The organism is Pseudomonas entomophila (assembly GCF_018417595.1).
Taxonomy (GTDB): domain Bacteria; phylum Pseudomonadota; class Gammaproteobacteria; order Pseudomonadales; family Pseudomonadaceae; genus Aquipseudomonas; species Aquipseudomonas entomophila_C.
Window position 1 is genome coordinate 345,660 of the sequence record NZ_CP070982.1, and the last position, 16,082, is coordinate 361,741.

Genomic DNA, 16,082 nt, shown 5'->3' on the forward strand with positions numbered 1-16,082 from the left:
AGTTATTGTGGGGGCAGGTTTACCCGCGAAAACGTCTTTGGCTTCGCTGAAGCCTTCGCGGGTAAACCCGCTCCCACAGGACCGAAGTTGCCTTTGAGACTGTATTTTGCCTGGTCAGAACAGATCCATCGGTGCCGATTCATCCGCTGGCAGCGGGCTGCCTGGCGCCGCGCCATTGCCCAGCTCATCCACCGACGGTGGCGAATCCTCGGCCTTGAACAGCTCGAAGTAGGCGTTCGGCGTGCTGGGTGTGGCCGCACGGCCGCTGACTGGGTCGACGCGCAGGCTGAGAATACCCTCGGGCTCGGCCGGCGCATGCTCGGGTTTGTCCTTGAGCGCCTGGCCCATGAAACTCATCCAGATCGGCAGCGCCACGGTGCCACCATACTCGCGGCGGCCCAGCGTCTCGGGCTGGTCGAAACCTACCCAGACGGTAGTGACATAGTCGGCGTTGTAGCCGGAGAACCAGGCGTCCTTGGATTCGTTGGTGGTACCGGTCTTGCCTGCCAGGTCGCCACGGCCCAGGGCCAGGGCGCGGCGGCCGGTGCCGCGCTTGATCACGTCCTGCAGCATGCTGGTGAGGATGTAGGTGGTGCGACCGTCGATGATCTGCTCGGCGATGGCCGGCGCCTGAGGTGCCGGGGCCACCTGGCCAAAGGCCGAGGGGGCTTCCCCTGGCATCGGCGCGACACTGATCGGCTGCTCAGGCGCCGCAAGGCCGGCCTGGTCCTGGCTGCCCTGGGGCACGCGCGCCGGGTTGGCAGTGAACAGGGTTTCGCCGTTGCGGCTTTCGACGCGGTCGATCAGGTACGGGCTGATCTTGTAGCCGCCGTTGGCGAAGGTGCTCCAGCCGGTGGCAATCTCCATGGGCGTCAAGGTCGCGGTGCCGAGAGCCAGCGACAGGTTGCGCGGCAGGTCCTGCTTGTTGAAGCCGAACTTGGCGATGTAGTCGATGGTGCGGTCGACGCCCATCGCTTGCAGCAGTCGGATCGAGACCAGGTTGCGCGACTTGTACAGCGCCTCGCGCATGCGGATCGGGCCGAGGAAGGTGTTGGTGTCGTTCTTCGGACGCCAGACCTTGTCCAGGTACTCGTCGACGAACACGATCGGTGCGTCGTTGACCAGGCTGGCAGCGGTGTAGCCGTTGTCCAGCGCGGCGCTGTAGACGAACGGCTTGAAGCTGGAGCCGGGCTGACGCTTGGCCTGCATGGCGCGGTTGTAGTTGCTCTGCTCGAAGGAGAAACCACCGACCAGGGCGCGGATGGCGCCATTGTAAGGGTCGAGGGTGACCAGTGCGCTCTGTGCACCTGGCACTTGGCTGAACTTGAGCTTGCCGTTCTCCAGGCGTTGCAGGCGCACGAGGTCGCCGACCTGGGCCACATCGGCCGGTGACTGCGGCGAACGGCCTTGCGAGTTGCTGTTTATATAAGGGCGGGCCCATTTCATGGTGTCCCAGGCCACGTCCTCTTCCAGGCCGGCGCGGGTCATCACCTTCAGGCCGTTCTTCTCGACATGGGTGACGATGGCCGGTTCCAGGCCGCCCAAGGTGCGCTGCTTGCCCAAGTCCTGCAGCCAGGCGGCTCGGGTCTTGCTGGGGAAGCGTGCCTCGGGGCCGCGATAACCATGGCGCTCGTCGTATTCGGAGAGCCCGTTGAGCACCGCATTGTTGGCCATCTGCTGCATGTCGCTGGGCACGGTGGTGGTGACGCGGAAGCCTTCGGTGTAGGCGTCGCTGCCATAGCGCCCGACCATCTCGGCGCGGGCCATCTCGGCGACATAGGGCGCGTTCACTTCCGGGGTCGGCACGTGGTAGCTGGCGTTGAGCGGTTCGGCCAGGGCGGCCTGGTAGCTGGCATCGTCGATCTTGCCGAGTTTGTACATGCGCCCGAGGATCCAGTCGCGGCGCTCCTTGGCGCGCACTGGGTTGGCCAGCGGGTTGAAGCGCGATGGTGCCTTGGGCAGGCCGGCGATCATGGCCATCTGCGCCAGGCTGACGTCGCGGATCGACTTGCCGTAGTACACCTGAGCCGCCGCGTCGATGCCGTAGGCGCGGTTACCCAGGTAGATCTTGTTGACGTACAGCTCGAGAATCTCGTCCTTGGTCAGCTCGCGTTCGATCTGCAGCGCCAGGAGGATCTCGTTGGTCTTGCGCGAGAAGCTGCGTTCGCTGCTCAGGAAGAAGTTCTTCGCCACCTGCATGGTGATGGTGCTGCCGCCGGTCTGGATATGCCCGGACTTGAGCAGTTGCGTGGCCGCGCGCATCAGGCTGCTGGGGTCTACACCGTAGTGGTTGAGGAAGTTGTCGTCTTCGGCGGACAGAAGCGCCTGGATGAACTGTGGGGGAATTTCCTGGAATTTGATCGGCGAGCGCCGCATCTCGCCGAACTCGGCAATCAGTTTGCCATCGCTGCTGTACACCCTCAGGGGGATTTGCAACTGGACGCTTCGCAGCGAATCGACCGAGGGCAGGCTGGGGCTAAGATACAGGAACGCACCGCTCACACCGAGTACGAGCGCGCAGATGACTGCGACGAAAGACCACCAGAAGAACTTCAGCAGGCGTATCAAGGCTTTTGGGTGTCCAGGTTGAGGAGTGGAGGGCGCGCAGGGCCAGCGGACGGGAAAATTCGCTGGGCATTATAAGCACTTTTCGCCCCATCGGGTGACCGGTCGGGGCCTGGCGATGACCGCTGGCGCCGCAATCGCGTCGGCTCGCCGTGACCAGGAAGGGACAGCCATGCTCGGACGCTTTGGCAGGGATGCCGGTTCACTGCTGGGGGTTGAAATTACCTCCGACACCATACGAATGCTGCAATTGCGCCGCCAACGCGGGCATTGGCGAGTCGCGGCCTGGGCTTGCGAGCCAATTACGAGGCCGATGGGTCATTCGCAACTGCCTGAAGCCCTGCGCGAGGCGCACCGACGCTGTGCGACGCCGCAACGGAGGGTCGCGCTGGCGTTGCCGGCATCACAGGTGATCTGCAAGGTCTGTCAGCTACCTTCCGACACAACCCGATTCGACACAGAGGCGCAGTTGCTTGCCCAGGCCGAGCAATTGTTTCCCTTCCCGCTGGATGACCTGGCCCTGGATTTCCAGGTGTTGGGGGGCTCTGCCGAGAGCCCTGCCCATACCGATGTCCTGGTGGCCGCCTGCCGGCAGAGCCAGCTTGACCCTCTTGAGCAAATGTTCAACCAGGCGGGAATGCAGATAGCGGCCATGGAGGTCGACAGTTTCGCCCTGTTGCGTGCATCGGGGGGCGCAGCGTCGGCCGATTCGGCGCTATTGCAGTTGGAGGCTGGCGAAATCGTGCTGCATGGTTGGCAGGGTGATCCTGTTCCCCAGCGTCAGCACCTCGCTTTGGAGGCATCGGGGCAATGGCTCCAAAGCGTTGAGCGTCTCTGGTCGTTGCATGGCGCGCGGGAGCGAGTGAGGCAAGTGATGCTTGCAGGGGGCGCCGCGGACGCCGAGCGAGCCGGGCAGTTGGCTGACCGGCTGGCGGTGCGCTGCAGCCTCGCGCGCCCTTCGCCGCTGGCTGGCAGCGCCGAGTCCGAAACCTTTGCGGCATCCATGGCTTTGGCGTGCGGGCTGGCGTTGGGAGGCTTGCGGCCATGAAAGTACGTTTGAACTTGATGCCTTGGCGTGAGTTGCGTCGGGTAGCGGTTGTGCGGCAGTTCCGGGGTGTGCTGATGGCCAGCCTGGTGATGGCAGTCGTCGCGGTGATGCTGTTCGATCAAAGCATGCAGTCACGCCTGGCTCGACAGAATGAGCTGATCGCTGCTCTGCAGCGCGAAGTGGAAGGGTTCGATATCGCTCAGACACAGGTTGAGCATCTGCGCGCTTCACATAATGCCTTGCTTGCACAGTACATGGCGTTGTCCAGGCTCAGGGCGGCGCAGGCTTTGCTGCCAGCGCTTTTCTCAGGCCTGGAGATGGCCATGCCTGAGGGGGCGCGATTGCGCGAGCTGGATGTGCAGGGTGATCGAGTGCAACTGACGGGAAAGGCCGCCTCGGCATCCGTGGTGGCTTTGCTGATGCGCAGGCTGGAGCAGGCAGATGTGCTTCAGGACCTGGAGCTTGTACGCCTCAGGCACAGCTCCGGGGGCGACGAATTTGTCATGACGGCGCGCTTGCCGGCGAGGTGGTCGTGACCGGCAGGTGGGTGTTCGATTGGCAGGGGGCGGTGCATCGATCCCCCTTGTTCAGGTTCATTGTCGTGTTATCGCTGGTGCTGGCAGTGGGCGTTGCAGGTTACCTGGGCCGCTTGCGCGAGGTGCATCAGGGCTACCAGTTCGCTGTGTTGACGGAGCATCGGCTGCGTCAGGAGCACGAAGCCGGGGCCACCCTGGCCTTTGACGTCGATGCCGAGCGCAGGGCGCTGGAGGAAATGGAGCAGCGTTTGCGCGCGGAGCGATGGCGGCTGGCGGCGGGCGAGGGCATTAGTGAGTTGCTCGATCAGCTGGCGGTCTCGGGGCACGAGCATGGCTTGCTGTTCGAACGGCTGGAGGTGCTTGAGGAGCGACAGGAAGCCGGATACCGCAGGTTGCCCCTCGACATCCAGGTGAAGGGCAGCTACCCGGCGTTGCACGCGTGGCTGGTGCAATGGCTTGGGCAGCTGCGACTGTTGACTGTTCCGCGCCTGAACGTGAGCGGGGGTGATGAGCGAGCCGGGATAGTCAGTGCGCGGTTACAGGTAGATCTCCATCACCCAGGAGAGCCGCTTGAGCCTCCTGACAATTTGGCTGACGAGCCCGCTCGCTCGACCTACCCAGTCGTAGCCTTCGATCCGTTCCAGGCCGGGAGTGACGGCTCGGCTGATCCTGGGCTCGGGCGGATCCCTCTGGAGCAGTTGGAAATGGTGGGTAGTTTGTCCGGCGCTGGCGGTCGCCAGGCGTTGCTGCGTTCAGCTGGCCGCCTGTACCGGGTGGCGGCCGGGGAGCCTTTGGGGCGTGACGAGGGGTTTGTGGTGAGCATAGATGCCGAGCAGGTCGAGGTGCGTGAGCGCTTGTTCATCGGTGGTGCTTGGCAGGAGCGTTCCAGGTATCTGGCTCTCGGGAAGAGTGCGCGTGGGGAGGTCAAGGATGAGATTGACGGGGCTGGCGAGCGCGATGCTGGTGCTGTTGGGCGTACGGGCAACGCTGGCGGCTGAGTTTCAGGGCGAATCGATGTCGTTGAACTTCCAGGATGTGGAAGTGCGTGCGGTATTGCAGGTAATGGCCGACTACGCCGGTATCAACCTGGTGGCCAGCGATGCCGTCCAGGGGCGAGTCACCCTCAGGCTGGAGGAGGTGCCCTGGGACCAGGCACTCGACCTTGTATTACGCAGCAAGGGGTTGGGGCGCCGGCAGGAGGGGAATGTGCTGTTGGTGGCGCCCATTGCCGAGCTCGCCGAGCAGTCGCGCGGCGCCCATCTGGAGCAGGCGCTGGACGCTCGGCTCGAGCCGTTGCGGCGGGAGCTTATACCGGTCCATCACGCCAAGGCGTCGGAGCTTGCCGAGCTGCTGCTGGCGAGCCTGGCCGACGACGGCATCCTGGCCGGGCGCGGCAGCTTGAGCGTGGATGCACGCACCAATACGCTGGTGGTTGCCCAGCCCGCGGATCGGTTGGGTGAAATCCGGCGGTTGGTGACCCAGCTCGATGTGCCTGTGCGCCAGGTCATGATCGAGGCTCGCATCGTCGAGGCCAACATCGATTATGAAAAGGCCTTGGGCGTGCGCTGGGGTGGTCCGCTGTATGGCCAGGACAACCGCCTGGGCAGTGATCTGTTCGTCGACCTGGGTGTGGAGCGGGCGACCTCGGCGCTTGGGGTCGGTTTGTTGCGCAGCGACATCCTGCTCGACCTCGAGCTCAGCGCGATGGAAAAAAGCGGCAATGGCGAGATCATCTCCCAGCCCAGGGTCGTTACCGCCGACAAGGAGACCGCGCGCATTCTCAAGGGCACCGAGGTTCCCTATCAGGAGACCACCAAGAGCGGTGCCACCTCCATCTCGTTTCGCGAAGCCTCCCTGTCGTTGGAAGTGACACCGCAGATCACCCCGGATGGCAAGGTGATCATGGAGGTGCGGGTGACCAAGGACGAGCCGGATTTCGTCAATGCCCTGAACAACGTGCCCCCCATCCGCAAGAACGAAGTCAATGCCAAGGTGCGGGTCACCGATGGCGAGACCATTGTGATTGGTGGCGTGTACTCGACGTCGCAGAACAATGTGGTCGACAAGGTGCCATTTTTCGGCGATCTGCCGTATGTTGGGCGGCTGTTTCGACGCGATGCATTACAAGAGAAAAAATCCGAGCTGCTGGTCTTCCTGACTCCGCGTATCATGAGTGACCAGGCGATTGCTGTGAGTCGTTGATTCTGTGCGAAATTTGATACTTGTGGGGCCCATGGGCGCTGGAAAGAGCACCATCGGACGCCTGTTGGCCAAAGAGCTGCGCCTGCTGTTCAAGGATTCCGACAAGGAAATCGAACTGCGAACCGGCGCCAACATCCCGTGGATCTTCGACAAGGAAGGCGAACCGGGCTTTCGCGACCGTGAGCAGGCGATGATCGCCGAACTCTGTGATCTCGACGGTGTGGTGCTGGCCACCGGCGGCGGCGCGGTGATGCGTGATGCCAACCGCATCGCGCTGCGTGCGGGCGGCCGGGTGGTCTACTTGCATGCTTCGGTGGCGCAGCAGGTCGGGCGCACCGCGCGGGACCGCAACCGGCCCTTGTTGCGCACCGCCAACCCGGAAGCGACCCTGCGCGCCCTGTTCGAAGCGCGTGACCCGCTCTATCGCGAGATTGCCGACCTGGTGGTGGAAACCGACGAACGGCCGCCGCGCATGGTGGTGCTCGATATTCTGGAGCGCCTGCAGCAGTTGCCGCCCCGATAAGCGGGGTCTATCCTCGGCCTCCATCGCCGAGGCGGGGTTCAACCTGATCGCGTGGCTCGCTCGATAGGCGCCGCGCCCAAGTACATTGTGGGGATACATGCAGACACTAAAGGTCGACCTGGGCGAACGTAGCTATCCGATCTACATTGGCGAGGGCCTGCTGGACCAGCCAGAGCTGCTGGCGCCACATATCGCCGGCCGGCAGGTCGCCATCATCTCGAACGAGACCGTCGCGCCCCTGTATCTCGAACGCCTGAGCAAGACGTTGGGCGCCTACTCGGTGCTGCCGGTGGTGCTGCCCGACGGCGAAAAACACAAGAACTGGGAAACCCTGCAACTGATCTTCGATGCCCTGCTGACCGCGCGTCACGACCGACGCACCACCGTGGTGGCGCTTGGTGGCGGCGTGATCGGTGACATGGCCGGCTTCGCCGCGGCCTGCTACCAGCGTGGCGTGGACTTCATCCAGGTCCCGACCACCCTGCTGTCCCAGGTGGATTCTTCGGTCGGCGGCAAGACCGGTATCAACCACCCGCTGGGCAAGAACATGGTCGGTGCTTTCTATCAGCCCAATGCAGTACTGATCGACACCACCAGCCTGAAGACGCTGCCCGAGCGCGAGCTGTCTGCGGGGCTGGCCGAAATCATCAAGTACGGCCTGATCTGCGACGAGCCCTTCCTCGGGTGGCTCGAAGACAACATGCAGGCCTTGCGCGCCCTGGAACCCGTGGCCCTGACCGAAGCGATCCGCCGCTCCTGCGCGGCCAAGGCGGCCGTGGTCGGTGCAGACGAGCGCGAGTCGGGTGTGCGCGCCACGCTCAATCTTGGCCACACCTTCGGCCACGCCATCGAAACCCACATGGGCTACGGTGTATGGCTGCACGGCGAAGCCGTGGCGGCCGGCACGGTGATGGCCCTGGAAATGTCCATGCGCCTGGGCTGGATCGACCAGCCGGCGCGTGATCGCGGTATTCGCCTGCTGCAGGATGCAGGATTGCCGGTGGTGCCACCACAGGAAATGACCCCGGCGCATTTCATGGAGCACATGGCGGTCGACAAGAAAGTGCTCGACGGGCGCCTGCGCCTGGTGCTGTTGCGCCAGATGGGCGAGGCCGTCGTCACCGACGACTATCCGAAAGAGATTCTTCAGGCCACGCTGGCGGCGGATTACCGCGCGATCGTGGCCCAGCTTTGAGGTTGTGACAACGCAATGAGCACTTTGCATGCCGATGAGGCGTTCCTCGATCATTACCAGTTGAGCCACGATCCGTTCGCGCCCCGCGTGCCCGGCTTCAAGTTCTTCCCTGCCCAGCGCAAGCCGGTGCTGGGCCAGTTGCACCACCTGGCGCGCTACAGCCAGTTGATGCTGGTGGTCACCGGCCCTGTTGGCAGCGGCAAGACCCTGCTGCGCCAGGCGCTGGTGGCCAGCACCAACAAGCAGTCGGTGCAGAGCGTGGTGGTCTCCGCCCGTGGTGCCAGCGATGCGGCCAGCGTGCTCGGCCAGGTGGCCCAGTCGCTGAACGTGGCGCAGCCGGAAGTGCAGGCCATTCTGACGCAGGTGGTGCAACTGGCGCTGACCGGCCAGGAAGTCTATCTGCTGGTGGATGATGCGGAACAACTCGACGAGTCGGCACTCCAAGCGTTGCTGGAGTTGGCGGCAGGCACCTCCGAAGGGCGCCCGCACGTGTTCCTGTTCGGCGAGCCATCGCTGATCGCCGGGCTGGAAGAGCTGAACATCGATGAGGAGCGTTTCCACATCATCGAGCTGGCCCCGTACAGCGAGGAAGAAACCCGCGAGTACCTGGAACAGCGCCTGGAAGGTGCTGGCCGGGGCATCGAGGTGTTCACTCGCGAGCAGATCGTCGACATCCACGAAAACTCCGACGGTTGGCCTGGCAACATCAACCAGGTCGCCCGCGATACCTTGATCGAAACCATGATCGCCAGCCGTACCACGGCCAAGCGACCATCCATGGGGTTCAAAATGCCTAAGAAACACGTGCTCGCGTTGTCCGCTGTGGTCGTGGTCGCCGTCGGTGCGGCGGTCCTGATGCCCAAGAAAGGCGACAAGGCCCCGGCCGAGGCGCCTACCGCGCAGGCCCAACTGCCGTTGGGGCAGGGTGGCAATGGTGCGCCAGCCATCGAATTCTCCGGCTCCTCCCAGCCGATGCCGCTGCCGCTGGTCGGTCAGTCGCAGCCGGTGATGCGTGAGCCGCTGGCCCAGGCTGCGGGCATGGGCGAAGGCGAGGAGAGCGGCCCTGCCGGCAGTACCGCACTGCAGCCGTCCGCGCCGTCGGCCGCCGTGCCGCCGACCGTGACCACCATCGCGCCGCCGCAGGGGGCCACTGCCAGCCCGGCGCCAGCGCCAGCGCAACCGGTCGCTACTGCGCCGGTTCAGCCGGTTGCGCCGGCTCCAAAGCCTGTCGCAACCCAGCCGGCAAAACCGGTTGCACCTGCGAAGCCTGCCCCAGCCCCGACCCAGGTCGCCAGCGCCAAGCCAGCAGCCAAGCCCGTGGAGAAACCGGCAGCCGGTGGTGCGGGTAACAGTGGCTGGTATGCCGGCCAGAAGCCGGGCAATTATGTGGTGCAGATCTTCGGCACCAGCTCCGAGGCGTCGGCCCAGTCGTTCGTCAAGGAGCAGGGTGGCGACTATCGCTACTTCAAGAAAAACCTGCAGGGCAAGCCACTGTACGTCGTCACCTACGGCAACTTCGCCAGCCGCGACGCCGCTGCTGCGGCAATCAAGAACTTGCCAGCCAAGGTCCAGGCTGGTAAACCTTGGCCACGTACCGTCGGCAGCGTCCAACAAGAGCTGGCCACGGCCCGCTGATACCTTCCGGGCGGCACCACCCCGCCGCCCAGTTGCTGAGCGACTTCTAGCTTTCGACTAGCCTGCTGCATTCACGTGCGGCAGGCTTTTCTGTCCCAGACTGCCGGCCACAAGCCCTTCCTTGCAGTCCTGGCTGAAACGCTTCAGACTCGAGCCAAGCCGCTACCACGGCGCATGGCGCAAAAACATTCAAAATTGCGACATAAATTTTCAATGGTGAGACATGAAAATTTGTGGGCGTCGCTGTCGCTGTGCAACAATGGTTTTCCATGACCACCGCAAAAAAGCTGGCGTTTGATCGGCGTGGATGGTAAGTGGTTGTTAAAAAAGAGATTTGCCTCCGGTTGAGAGGTGAACCTGGTGAGAAAGTGTCTATGAAAACAGGTCTGTACCATCCCGAAGAATTCAAGGACAACTGTGGTTTCGGCCTGATCGCCCATATGACGGGGCAGCCGAGTCACCACCTTCTGCAAACCGCCATGCAGGCGCTGACCTGCATGACCCACCGCGGCGGCATCAACGCCGACGGCAAGACCGGCGACGGTTGCGGTCTGCTCATGCAGAAGCCCGATCAATTCCTGCGTGCCGTGGCCCGGGAACACTTCGCCGTCGAGCTGCCCAGGCAGTACGCGGTCGGCATGGTGTTCTTCAACCAGGACCCGGTGAAAGCCGAAGCCGCCCGCCAGAACATGGACCGCGAGATCGTCAATGCCGGTCTCAAGCTTGTCGGCTGGCGTAAAGTGCCGATCGACACCAGCGTGCTGGGGCGCCTGGCCCTGGAGCGCCTGCCGCAGATCGAGCAGGTGTTCATCGGCGGCGAAGGCCTGAGCGACCAGGAATTCGCCATCAAGCTGTTCAGTGCCCGTCGCCGTTCGTCCGTGGCCAACGCCCACGACGCCGACCACTACATCTGCAGCTTCTCGCACAAGACCATCATCTACAAAGGCCTGATGATGCCGCGCGATCTCGCGGCGTTCTATCCGGACCTGGGTGACGAGCGCCTGCAGACCGCGATCTGCGTGTTCCACCAGCGCTTCTCCACCAATACGCTACCGAAGTGGCCGCTGGCCCAGCCCTTCCGCTTCCTCGCCCACAACGGCGAGATCAACACCATCACCGGCAACCGCAACTGGGCCATGGCCCGTCGCACCAAGTTCGCCAACGACCTGATCCCCGACCTCGAAGAGCTCGGCCCGCTGGTCAACCGTGTCGGTTCCGACTCCTCGAGCATGGACAACATGCTGGAGCTGATGGTCACCGGCGGCATCGATCTGTTCCGCGGCGTGCGCATGCTGGTACCGCCAGCCTGGCAGAACGTCGAGACCATGGACGCCGACCTGCGCGCCTTCTACGAATACAACTCCATGCACATGGAGCCGTGGGACGGCCCGGCCGGCATCGTCATGACCGAAGGCCGCCACGCGGTGTGCCTGCTCGATCGCAATGGCCTGCGCCCGGCGCGCTGGGTGACCACCACCAACGGCTACATCACCATCGCTTCGGAAATCGGTGTATGGGGCTACCAGCCTGAGGACGTCCTGGCCAAGGGCCGTGTCGGCCCGGGCCAGATCCTCGCCGTGGACACCGAGACCGGCCAGATCCTCGACACCGACGCCATCGACAACCGCTTGAAGTCGCGTCACCCGTACAAGCGCTGGCTGCGTCAGCACGCCACGCGCATCCAGGCAACGCTGACCGACGACCAGGGCGTGGCCAGCTACGATGCCGACCAGCTCAAGCAATACATGAAGATGTTCCAGGTCACCTTCGAGGAGCGTGACCAGGTGCTGCGCCCGTTGGGTGAGCAGGGCCAGGAAGCGGTCGGCTCGATGGGTGACGACACGCCGATGGCCGTGCTGTCGCAGCGTGTGCGCTCGCCGTATGACTTCTTCCGCCAGCAGTTCGCCCAGGTGACCAACCCGCCGATCGACCCGCTGCGCGAGGCGATCGTGATGTCCCTGGAAATCTGCCTGGGCGCCGAGCGCAATATCTTCCAGGAATCCCCCGAGCACGCCTCGCGGGTCATCCTCAGCTCGCCGGTCATTTCGCCCGCCAAGTGGCGTTCGCTGATGAACCTGGAGCGCGAAGGCTTCGACCGCCAGTTGATCGACCTCAACTACGACGAAAGCGTCGGCCTCGAGGCGGCCATCCGCAACATCGCCGATCAGGCAGAAGAAGCCGTGCGCGGCGGCAAGACCCAGCTGGTGCTGAGCGACCGCTACATCGCCCCGGGCAAGCTGCCGGTGCATGCTTCGCTGGCCGTCGGCGCGGTGCACCATCGCCTGACCGAGCAGGGCCTGCGTTGCGACAGCAACATCCTGGTCGAGACCGCCACTGCCCGCGACCCGCACCACTTTGCCGTGCTGCTGGGCTTCGGTGCCTCGGCCGTCTACCCGTACCTGGCCTATGAAGTACTGGCCGACCTGATTCGCACCGGCGAAGTGCTGGGTGACCTGGACGAAGTCTTCAAGTACTACCGCAAAGGCATCTCCAAAGGCCTGCTGAAGATCCTGTCGAAGATGGGCATCTCTACCATCGCCTCGTACCGTGGCGCTCAGTTGTTCGAAGCGATCGGCCTGTCCGAGGAAGTGGTCGGCCTGAGCTTCAAGGGCGTGTCCAGCCGTATCAAGGGCGCGCGCTTCGAAGACCTCGAAAGCGACCAGAAACTGCTGGCAGCCGAAGCCTGGAGCGCGCGCAAGCCGATCCAGCAAGGTGGCCTGCTGAAGTTCGTCCACGGTGGCGAATACCACGCCTACAACCCGGACGTGGTCAACACCCTGCAAGCCGCCGTGCAGCAGGGCGACTACAACAAGTTCAAGGAATACACCACGCTGGTCGACCAGCGCCCGGTGTCGATGATCCGCGATCTGCTGAAGGTGAAAGTGGCCGACCAGCCGCTGGCGCTCGACCAGATCGAGCCGTTGGAGGCCATCCTCAAACGCTTCGACTCCGCCGGTATCTCGCTGGGCGCACTGTCGCCGGAAGCCCACGAAGCGCTGGCCGAGGCGATGAACCGCCTGGGGGCGCGCTCCAACTCCGGCGAGGGCGGCGAAGACCCGGCCCGTTACGGCACCATCAAGAGCTCGAAGATCAAGCAGGTGGCCACCGGCCGCTTTGGTGTGACCCCGGAGTATCTCGTCAATGCTGAAGTGCTGCAGATCAAGGTTGCCCAGGGCGCCAAGCCCGGCGAGGGCGGCCAGCTGCCGGGCGGCAAGGTCAACGGCCTGATCGCCAAGCTGCGCTATGCGGTACCGGGCGTGACCCTGATCTCGCCGCCACCGCACCACGACATCTACTCGATCGAAGACCTGGCCCAGCTGATCTATGACCTCAAGCAGGTCAACCCGCAGGCCCTGGTGTCGGTCAAGCTGGTGGCCGAAGCTGGCGTGGGCACCATCGCCGCCGGTGTGGCCAAGGCCTATGCCGACCTGATCACCATCTCCGGTTACGACGGTGGTACCGGCGCTTCGCCGCTGACTTCGATCAAGTACGCCGGTGCCCCGTGGGAACTGGGCCTGGCCGAAACCCACCAGACCCTGCGCGGCAACGACTTGCGCGGCAAGGTCCGGGTACAGACCGACGGCGGCCTGAAGACCGGCCTGGATGTGATCAAAGCGGCCATCCTCGGCGCCGAGAGCTTCGGCTTCGGCACCGCGCCGATGATCGCCCTGGGCTGCAAGTATCTGCGCATCTGCCACCTGAACAACTGCGCCACTGGCGTGGCCACCCAGAACGACAAGCTGCGCAAGGACCACTACATCGGCACCGTCGACATGGTGATCAACTTCTTCACCTTCGTCGCCGAAGAGACCCGCGAATGGCTGGCCAAGCTGGGCGTGCGCAGCCTGGGCGAGCTGATCGGCCGCACCGACCTGCTCGACGTGCTGCCGGGCGACACCGAGCGTCAGCAGTACCTCGACCTGTCGCCATTGCTGGGCAGCTCGCACATCCCGGCCGACAAGCCGCAGTTCTGCGAAGTCGACAAGAACCCGCCGTTCGACAAGGGCGAGCTGGCCGAGAAGATGGTCGAGATGGCCTTGCCGGCCATCCGTGACCTGGCCGGTGGCGAGTTCAGCCTCGACATCTGCAACTGCGACCGTTCCATTGGTGCGCGCATCTCCGGCGAAATCGCCAAGCTGCACGGCAACCAGGGCATGGCCGCGGCGCCGATCACCTTCCGCTTCAAGGGCACCGCAGGCCAAAGCTTCGGCGTGTGGAACGCCGGTGGCCTGAACCTGCATCTGGAAGGCGACGCCAACGACTACGTCGGCAAGGGCATGACCGGTGGCAAGGTCACCATCGTGCCGCCTGCCGGCAGCCCGTTCGAAACCCAGCACAGTGCCATTGTCGGCAACACCTGCCTGTATGGCGCCACCGGCGGCAAGCTGTTCGCCGCGGGTACCGCAGGCGAGCGTTTCGCTGTGCGTAACTCCGGGGCCCACGCTGTGGTCGAGGGCACCGGCGATCACTGCTGTGAATACATGACCGGCGGCTTTGTCTGCGTATTGGGCAAGACCGGTTACAACTTCGGTTCCGGCATGACGGGCGGTTTCGCCTACGTGCTCGACATGGACAACACCTTCGTCGACAAACTCAACCACGAGCTGGTGGAAATCCAGCGTATCAGTGGCGAGGCGATGGAGGCCTACCGCAGCCATTTGGCGCGGGTCCTGGGCGAGTACGTGGAAGAGACCGGCAGCGAGTGGGGGCGTGAGCTCTCCGAGAACCTGGACGACTACGTGCGGCGCTTCTGGCTGGTCAAGCCGAAGGCGGCCAACCTCAAGCACCTGCTGTCCAGCACCCGTGCCAACCCGCAGTAAAAGCAGCTGCAAGTGGCAAGCCTCAAGCTGCAAGTAGAAGCAGTTCGGGGTTTGCCCGGCTTAAGTGATCGTCTTGCGGCTTGCAGCTTGTAGCTTGCAGCTGCTGTTAAGAGGTTTTGAAAAATGGCTGAACGTCTGAACAACGACTTCCAGTTCATCGAAGTGGGCCGCAAGGACCCGAAGAAAAAGCTGCTGCGCCAGCGCAAGAAAGAGTTCGTCGAGATCTACGAACCCTTCAAGCCGCAGCAGTCGGTCGAGCAGGCACACCGTTGCCTGGGCTGCGGCAACCCGTACTGCGAGTGGAAGTGCCCGGTGCACAACTTCATCCCCAACTGGCTGAAGCTGGTCGCCGAAGGCAACATCCTGGCGGCGGCGGAACTGTCGCACCAGACCAACACCCTACCGGAAGTGTGCGGCCGCGTGTGCCCGCAGGACCGTCTGTGCGAGGGTGCCTGCACGCTCAATGACGGTTTCGGTGCGGTGACCATCGGTTCGGTGGAGAAGTACATCACCGACACCGCCTTCGCCATGGGCTGGCGCCCGGACATGTCCAAGGTCAAGCCCACCGGCAAGCGCGTCGCCATCATCGGCGCCGGCCCGGCCGGCCTGGGCTGTGCCGACGTGCTGGTGCGTGCCGGCGTCGCCCCGGTGGTATTCGACAAGAACCCGGAGATCGGTGGCCTGCTGACCTTCGGCATCCCCGAGTTCAAGCTGGAAAAGACCGTGCTCAGCAATCGCCGCGAAGTCTTCACCGGCATGGGCATCGAATTCCGCCTGAACACCGAGGTGGGCAAGGACATCACCATGGAACAACTGCTCGCCGAGTACGACGCGGTGTTCATGGGCATGGGCACCTACACCTACATGAAGGGCGGCTTCCCGGGCGAAGACCTGCCAGGCGTACACGATGCGCTGGACTTCCTGATCGCCAACGTCAACCGCAACCTCGGTTTCGAGAAAGCGCCGGAAGACTTCGTCGACATGCAGGGCAAGAAGGTCGTGGTGCTGGGCGGTGGCGACACCGCGATGGACTGCAACCGCACTTCGATCCGCCAGGGCGCCAAGTCGGTGACCTGTGCCTATCGCCGCGACGAAGCCAACATGCCGGGGTCGCGCAAAGAGGTGAAGAACGCCAAGGAAGAGGGCGTGAAGTTCCTCTATAACCGCCAGCCCATCGCCATCGTCGGCGAGGACAAGGTCGAAGGCGTGAAGGTGGTCGAGACCCGTCTCGGCGAGCCGGATGCCCGTGGCCGTCGCAGCCCAGAGCCGATCCCGGGCTCCGAGGAGATCCTGCCGGCCGATGCCGTGGTGATCGCCTTCGGCTTCCGCCCGAGCCCGGCGCCGTGGTTCGAGCAGTTCGATATCCGGACCGACAGCCAGGGCCGGGTGGTGGCGCCGGAGAAGGGCAAATACAAGCACCAGACCAGCAACCCGAAAGTGTTTGCCGGTGGCGACATGGTGCGGGGCTCGGACCTGGTGGTGACGGCGATCTTCGAAGGGCGCACGGCTGCCGAAGGGATCCTGGACTACCTCGAGGTCTGATCCGGCACAAACGTGG

The 16,082-nt window shown here is 64.0% G+C and carries 10 protein-coding genes; 9 read left to right on the forward strand and 1 reads right to left on the reverse strand.

Annotated features, from left to right (window positions below):
• Positions 1-114 precede the first annotated feature (114 nt).
• Complete coding sequence (locus tag JYG34_RS01505) at positions 115-2,565, reverse strand: penicillin-binding protein 1A (RefSeq protein ID WP_434011662.1); 2,451 nt, start codon at positions 2,563-2,565, stop codon at positions 115-117.
• A gap of 172 nt (positions 2,566-2,737) precedes the next feature.
• On the opposite strand from JYG34_RS01505, the gene pilM reads away from it, so the two are divergent.
• From pilM to JYG34_RS01550, 9 genes are all read left to right on the forward strand, one after another.
• The gene (pilM, locus tag JYG34_RS01510; protein ID WP_213659219.1) at positions 2,738-3,613 is read left to right on the forward strand and encodes a type IV pilus biogenesis protein PilM; all 876 of its coding nucleotides are present in this window, start codon (positions 2,738-2,740) and stop codon (positions 3,611-3,613) included.
• Entirely contained in the window at positions 3,610-4,149 is a 540-nt protein-coding gene (locus JYG34_RS01515; protein ID WP_213659220.1) for a PilN domain-containing protein, read from the forward strand. Before pilM ends, JYG34_RS01515 begins: the two co-directional genes overlap by 4 nt.
• A 47-nt stretch (positions 4,150-4,196) precedes the next feature.
• A complete protein-coding gene (locus JYG34_RS01520) occupies positions 4,197-5,147 on the forward strand; it encodes a pilus assembly protein PilP (RefSeq protein ID WP_213659221.1) in 951 nt (316 codons plus the stop codon).
• Positions 5,107-6,351, forward strand: coding sequence for a type IV pilus secretin PilQ (locus tag JYG34_RS01525; protein WP_213659222.1), 1,245 nt, complete (start codon positions 5,107-5,109; stop codon positions 6,349-6,351). Before JYG34_RS01520 ends, JYG34_RS01525 begins: the two co-directional genes overlap by 41 nt.
• Positions 6,352-6,355: 4 nt before the next feature.
• Positions 6,356-6,874: a shikimate kinase AroK gene (gene aroK / locus JYG34_RS01530; RefSeq protein WP_213659223.1), complete on the forward strand. Its 519-nt coding sequence runs from the start codon at positions 6,356-6,358 to the stop codon at positions 6,872-6,874.
• Positions 6,875-6,971: 97 nt separating this feature from the next.
• Complete coding sequence (aroB, locus tag JYG34_RS01535; protein ID WP_213659224.1) at positions 6,972-8,069, forward strand: 3-dehydroquinate synthase; 1,098 nt, start codon at positions 6,972-6,974, stop codon at positions 8,067-8,069.
• A 15-nt stretch (positions 8,070-8,084) separates the two neighbouring features.
• Entirely contained in the window at positions 8,085-9,704 is a 1,620-nt protein-coding gene (locus JYG34_RS01540) for an AAA family ATPase (protein WP_213659225.1), read from the forward strand.
• 374 nt (positions 9,705-10,078) lie between these two features.
• On the forward strand, positions 10,079-14,524 hold the full coding sequence (gene gltB, locus JYG34_RS01545) for a glutamate synthase large subunit (RefSeq protein WP_213659226.1): 4,446 nt from the start codon (positions 10,079-10,081) through the stop codon (positions 14,522-14,524).
• Between the two features lie 123 nt (positions 14,525-14,647).
• Positions 14,648-16,066 (forward strand): FAD-dependent oxidoreductase, encoded by a 1,419-nt coding sequence (locus JYG34_RS01550; RefSeq protein WP_213659227.1) that lies wholly within the window; start codon positions 14,648-14,650, stop codon positions 16,064-16,066.
• Positions 16,067-16,082: the final 16 nt, after the last annotated feature.

Excerpts from the sequence above, each read along its gene's own strand:
- aroB (WP_213659224.1), top strand. The coding sequence starts at position 6,972 with ATGCAGACACTAAAGGTCGACCTGGGCGAACGTAGCTATCCGATCTAC.
- JYG34_RS01550 (WP_213659227.1), top strand. The coding sequence starts at position 14,648 with ATGGCTGAACGTCTGAACAACGACTTCCAGTTCATCGAAGTGGGCCGC.
- gltB (WP_213659226.1), top strand. The coding sequence starts at position 10,079 with ATGAAAACAGGTCTGTACCATCCCGAAGAATTCAAGGACAACTGTGGT.
- JYG34_RS01540 (WP_213659225.1), top strand. The coding sequence starts at position 8,085 with ATGAGCACTTTGCATGCCGATGAGGCGTTCCTCGATCATTACCAGTTG.
- pilM (WP_213659219.1), top strand. The coding sequence starts at position 2,738 with ATGCTCGGACGCTTTGGCAGGGATGCCGGTTCACTGCTGGGGGTTGAA.
- JYG34_RS01525 (WP_213659222.1), top strand. The coding sequence starts at position 5,107 with ATGCTGGTGCTGTTGGGCGTACGGGCAACGCTGGCGGCTGAGTTTCAG.
- JYG34_RS01515 (WP_213659220.1), top strand. The coding sequence starts at position 3,610 with ATGAAAGTACGTTTGAACTTGATGCCTTGGCGTGAGTTGCGTCGGGTA.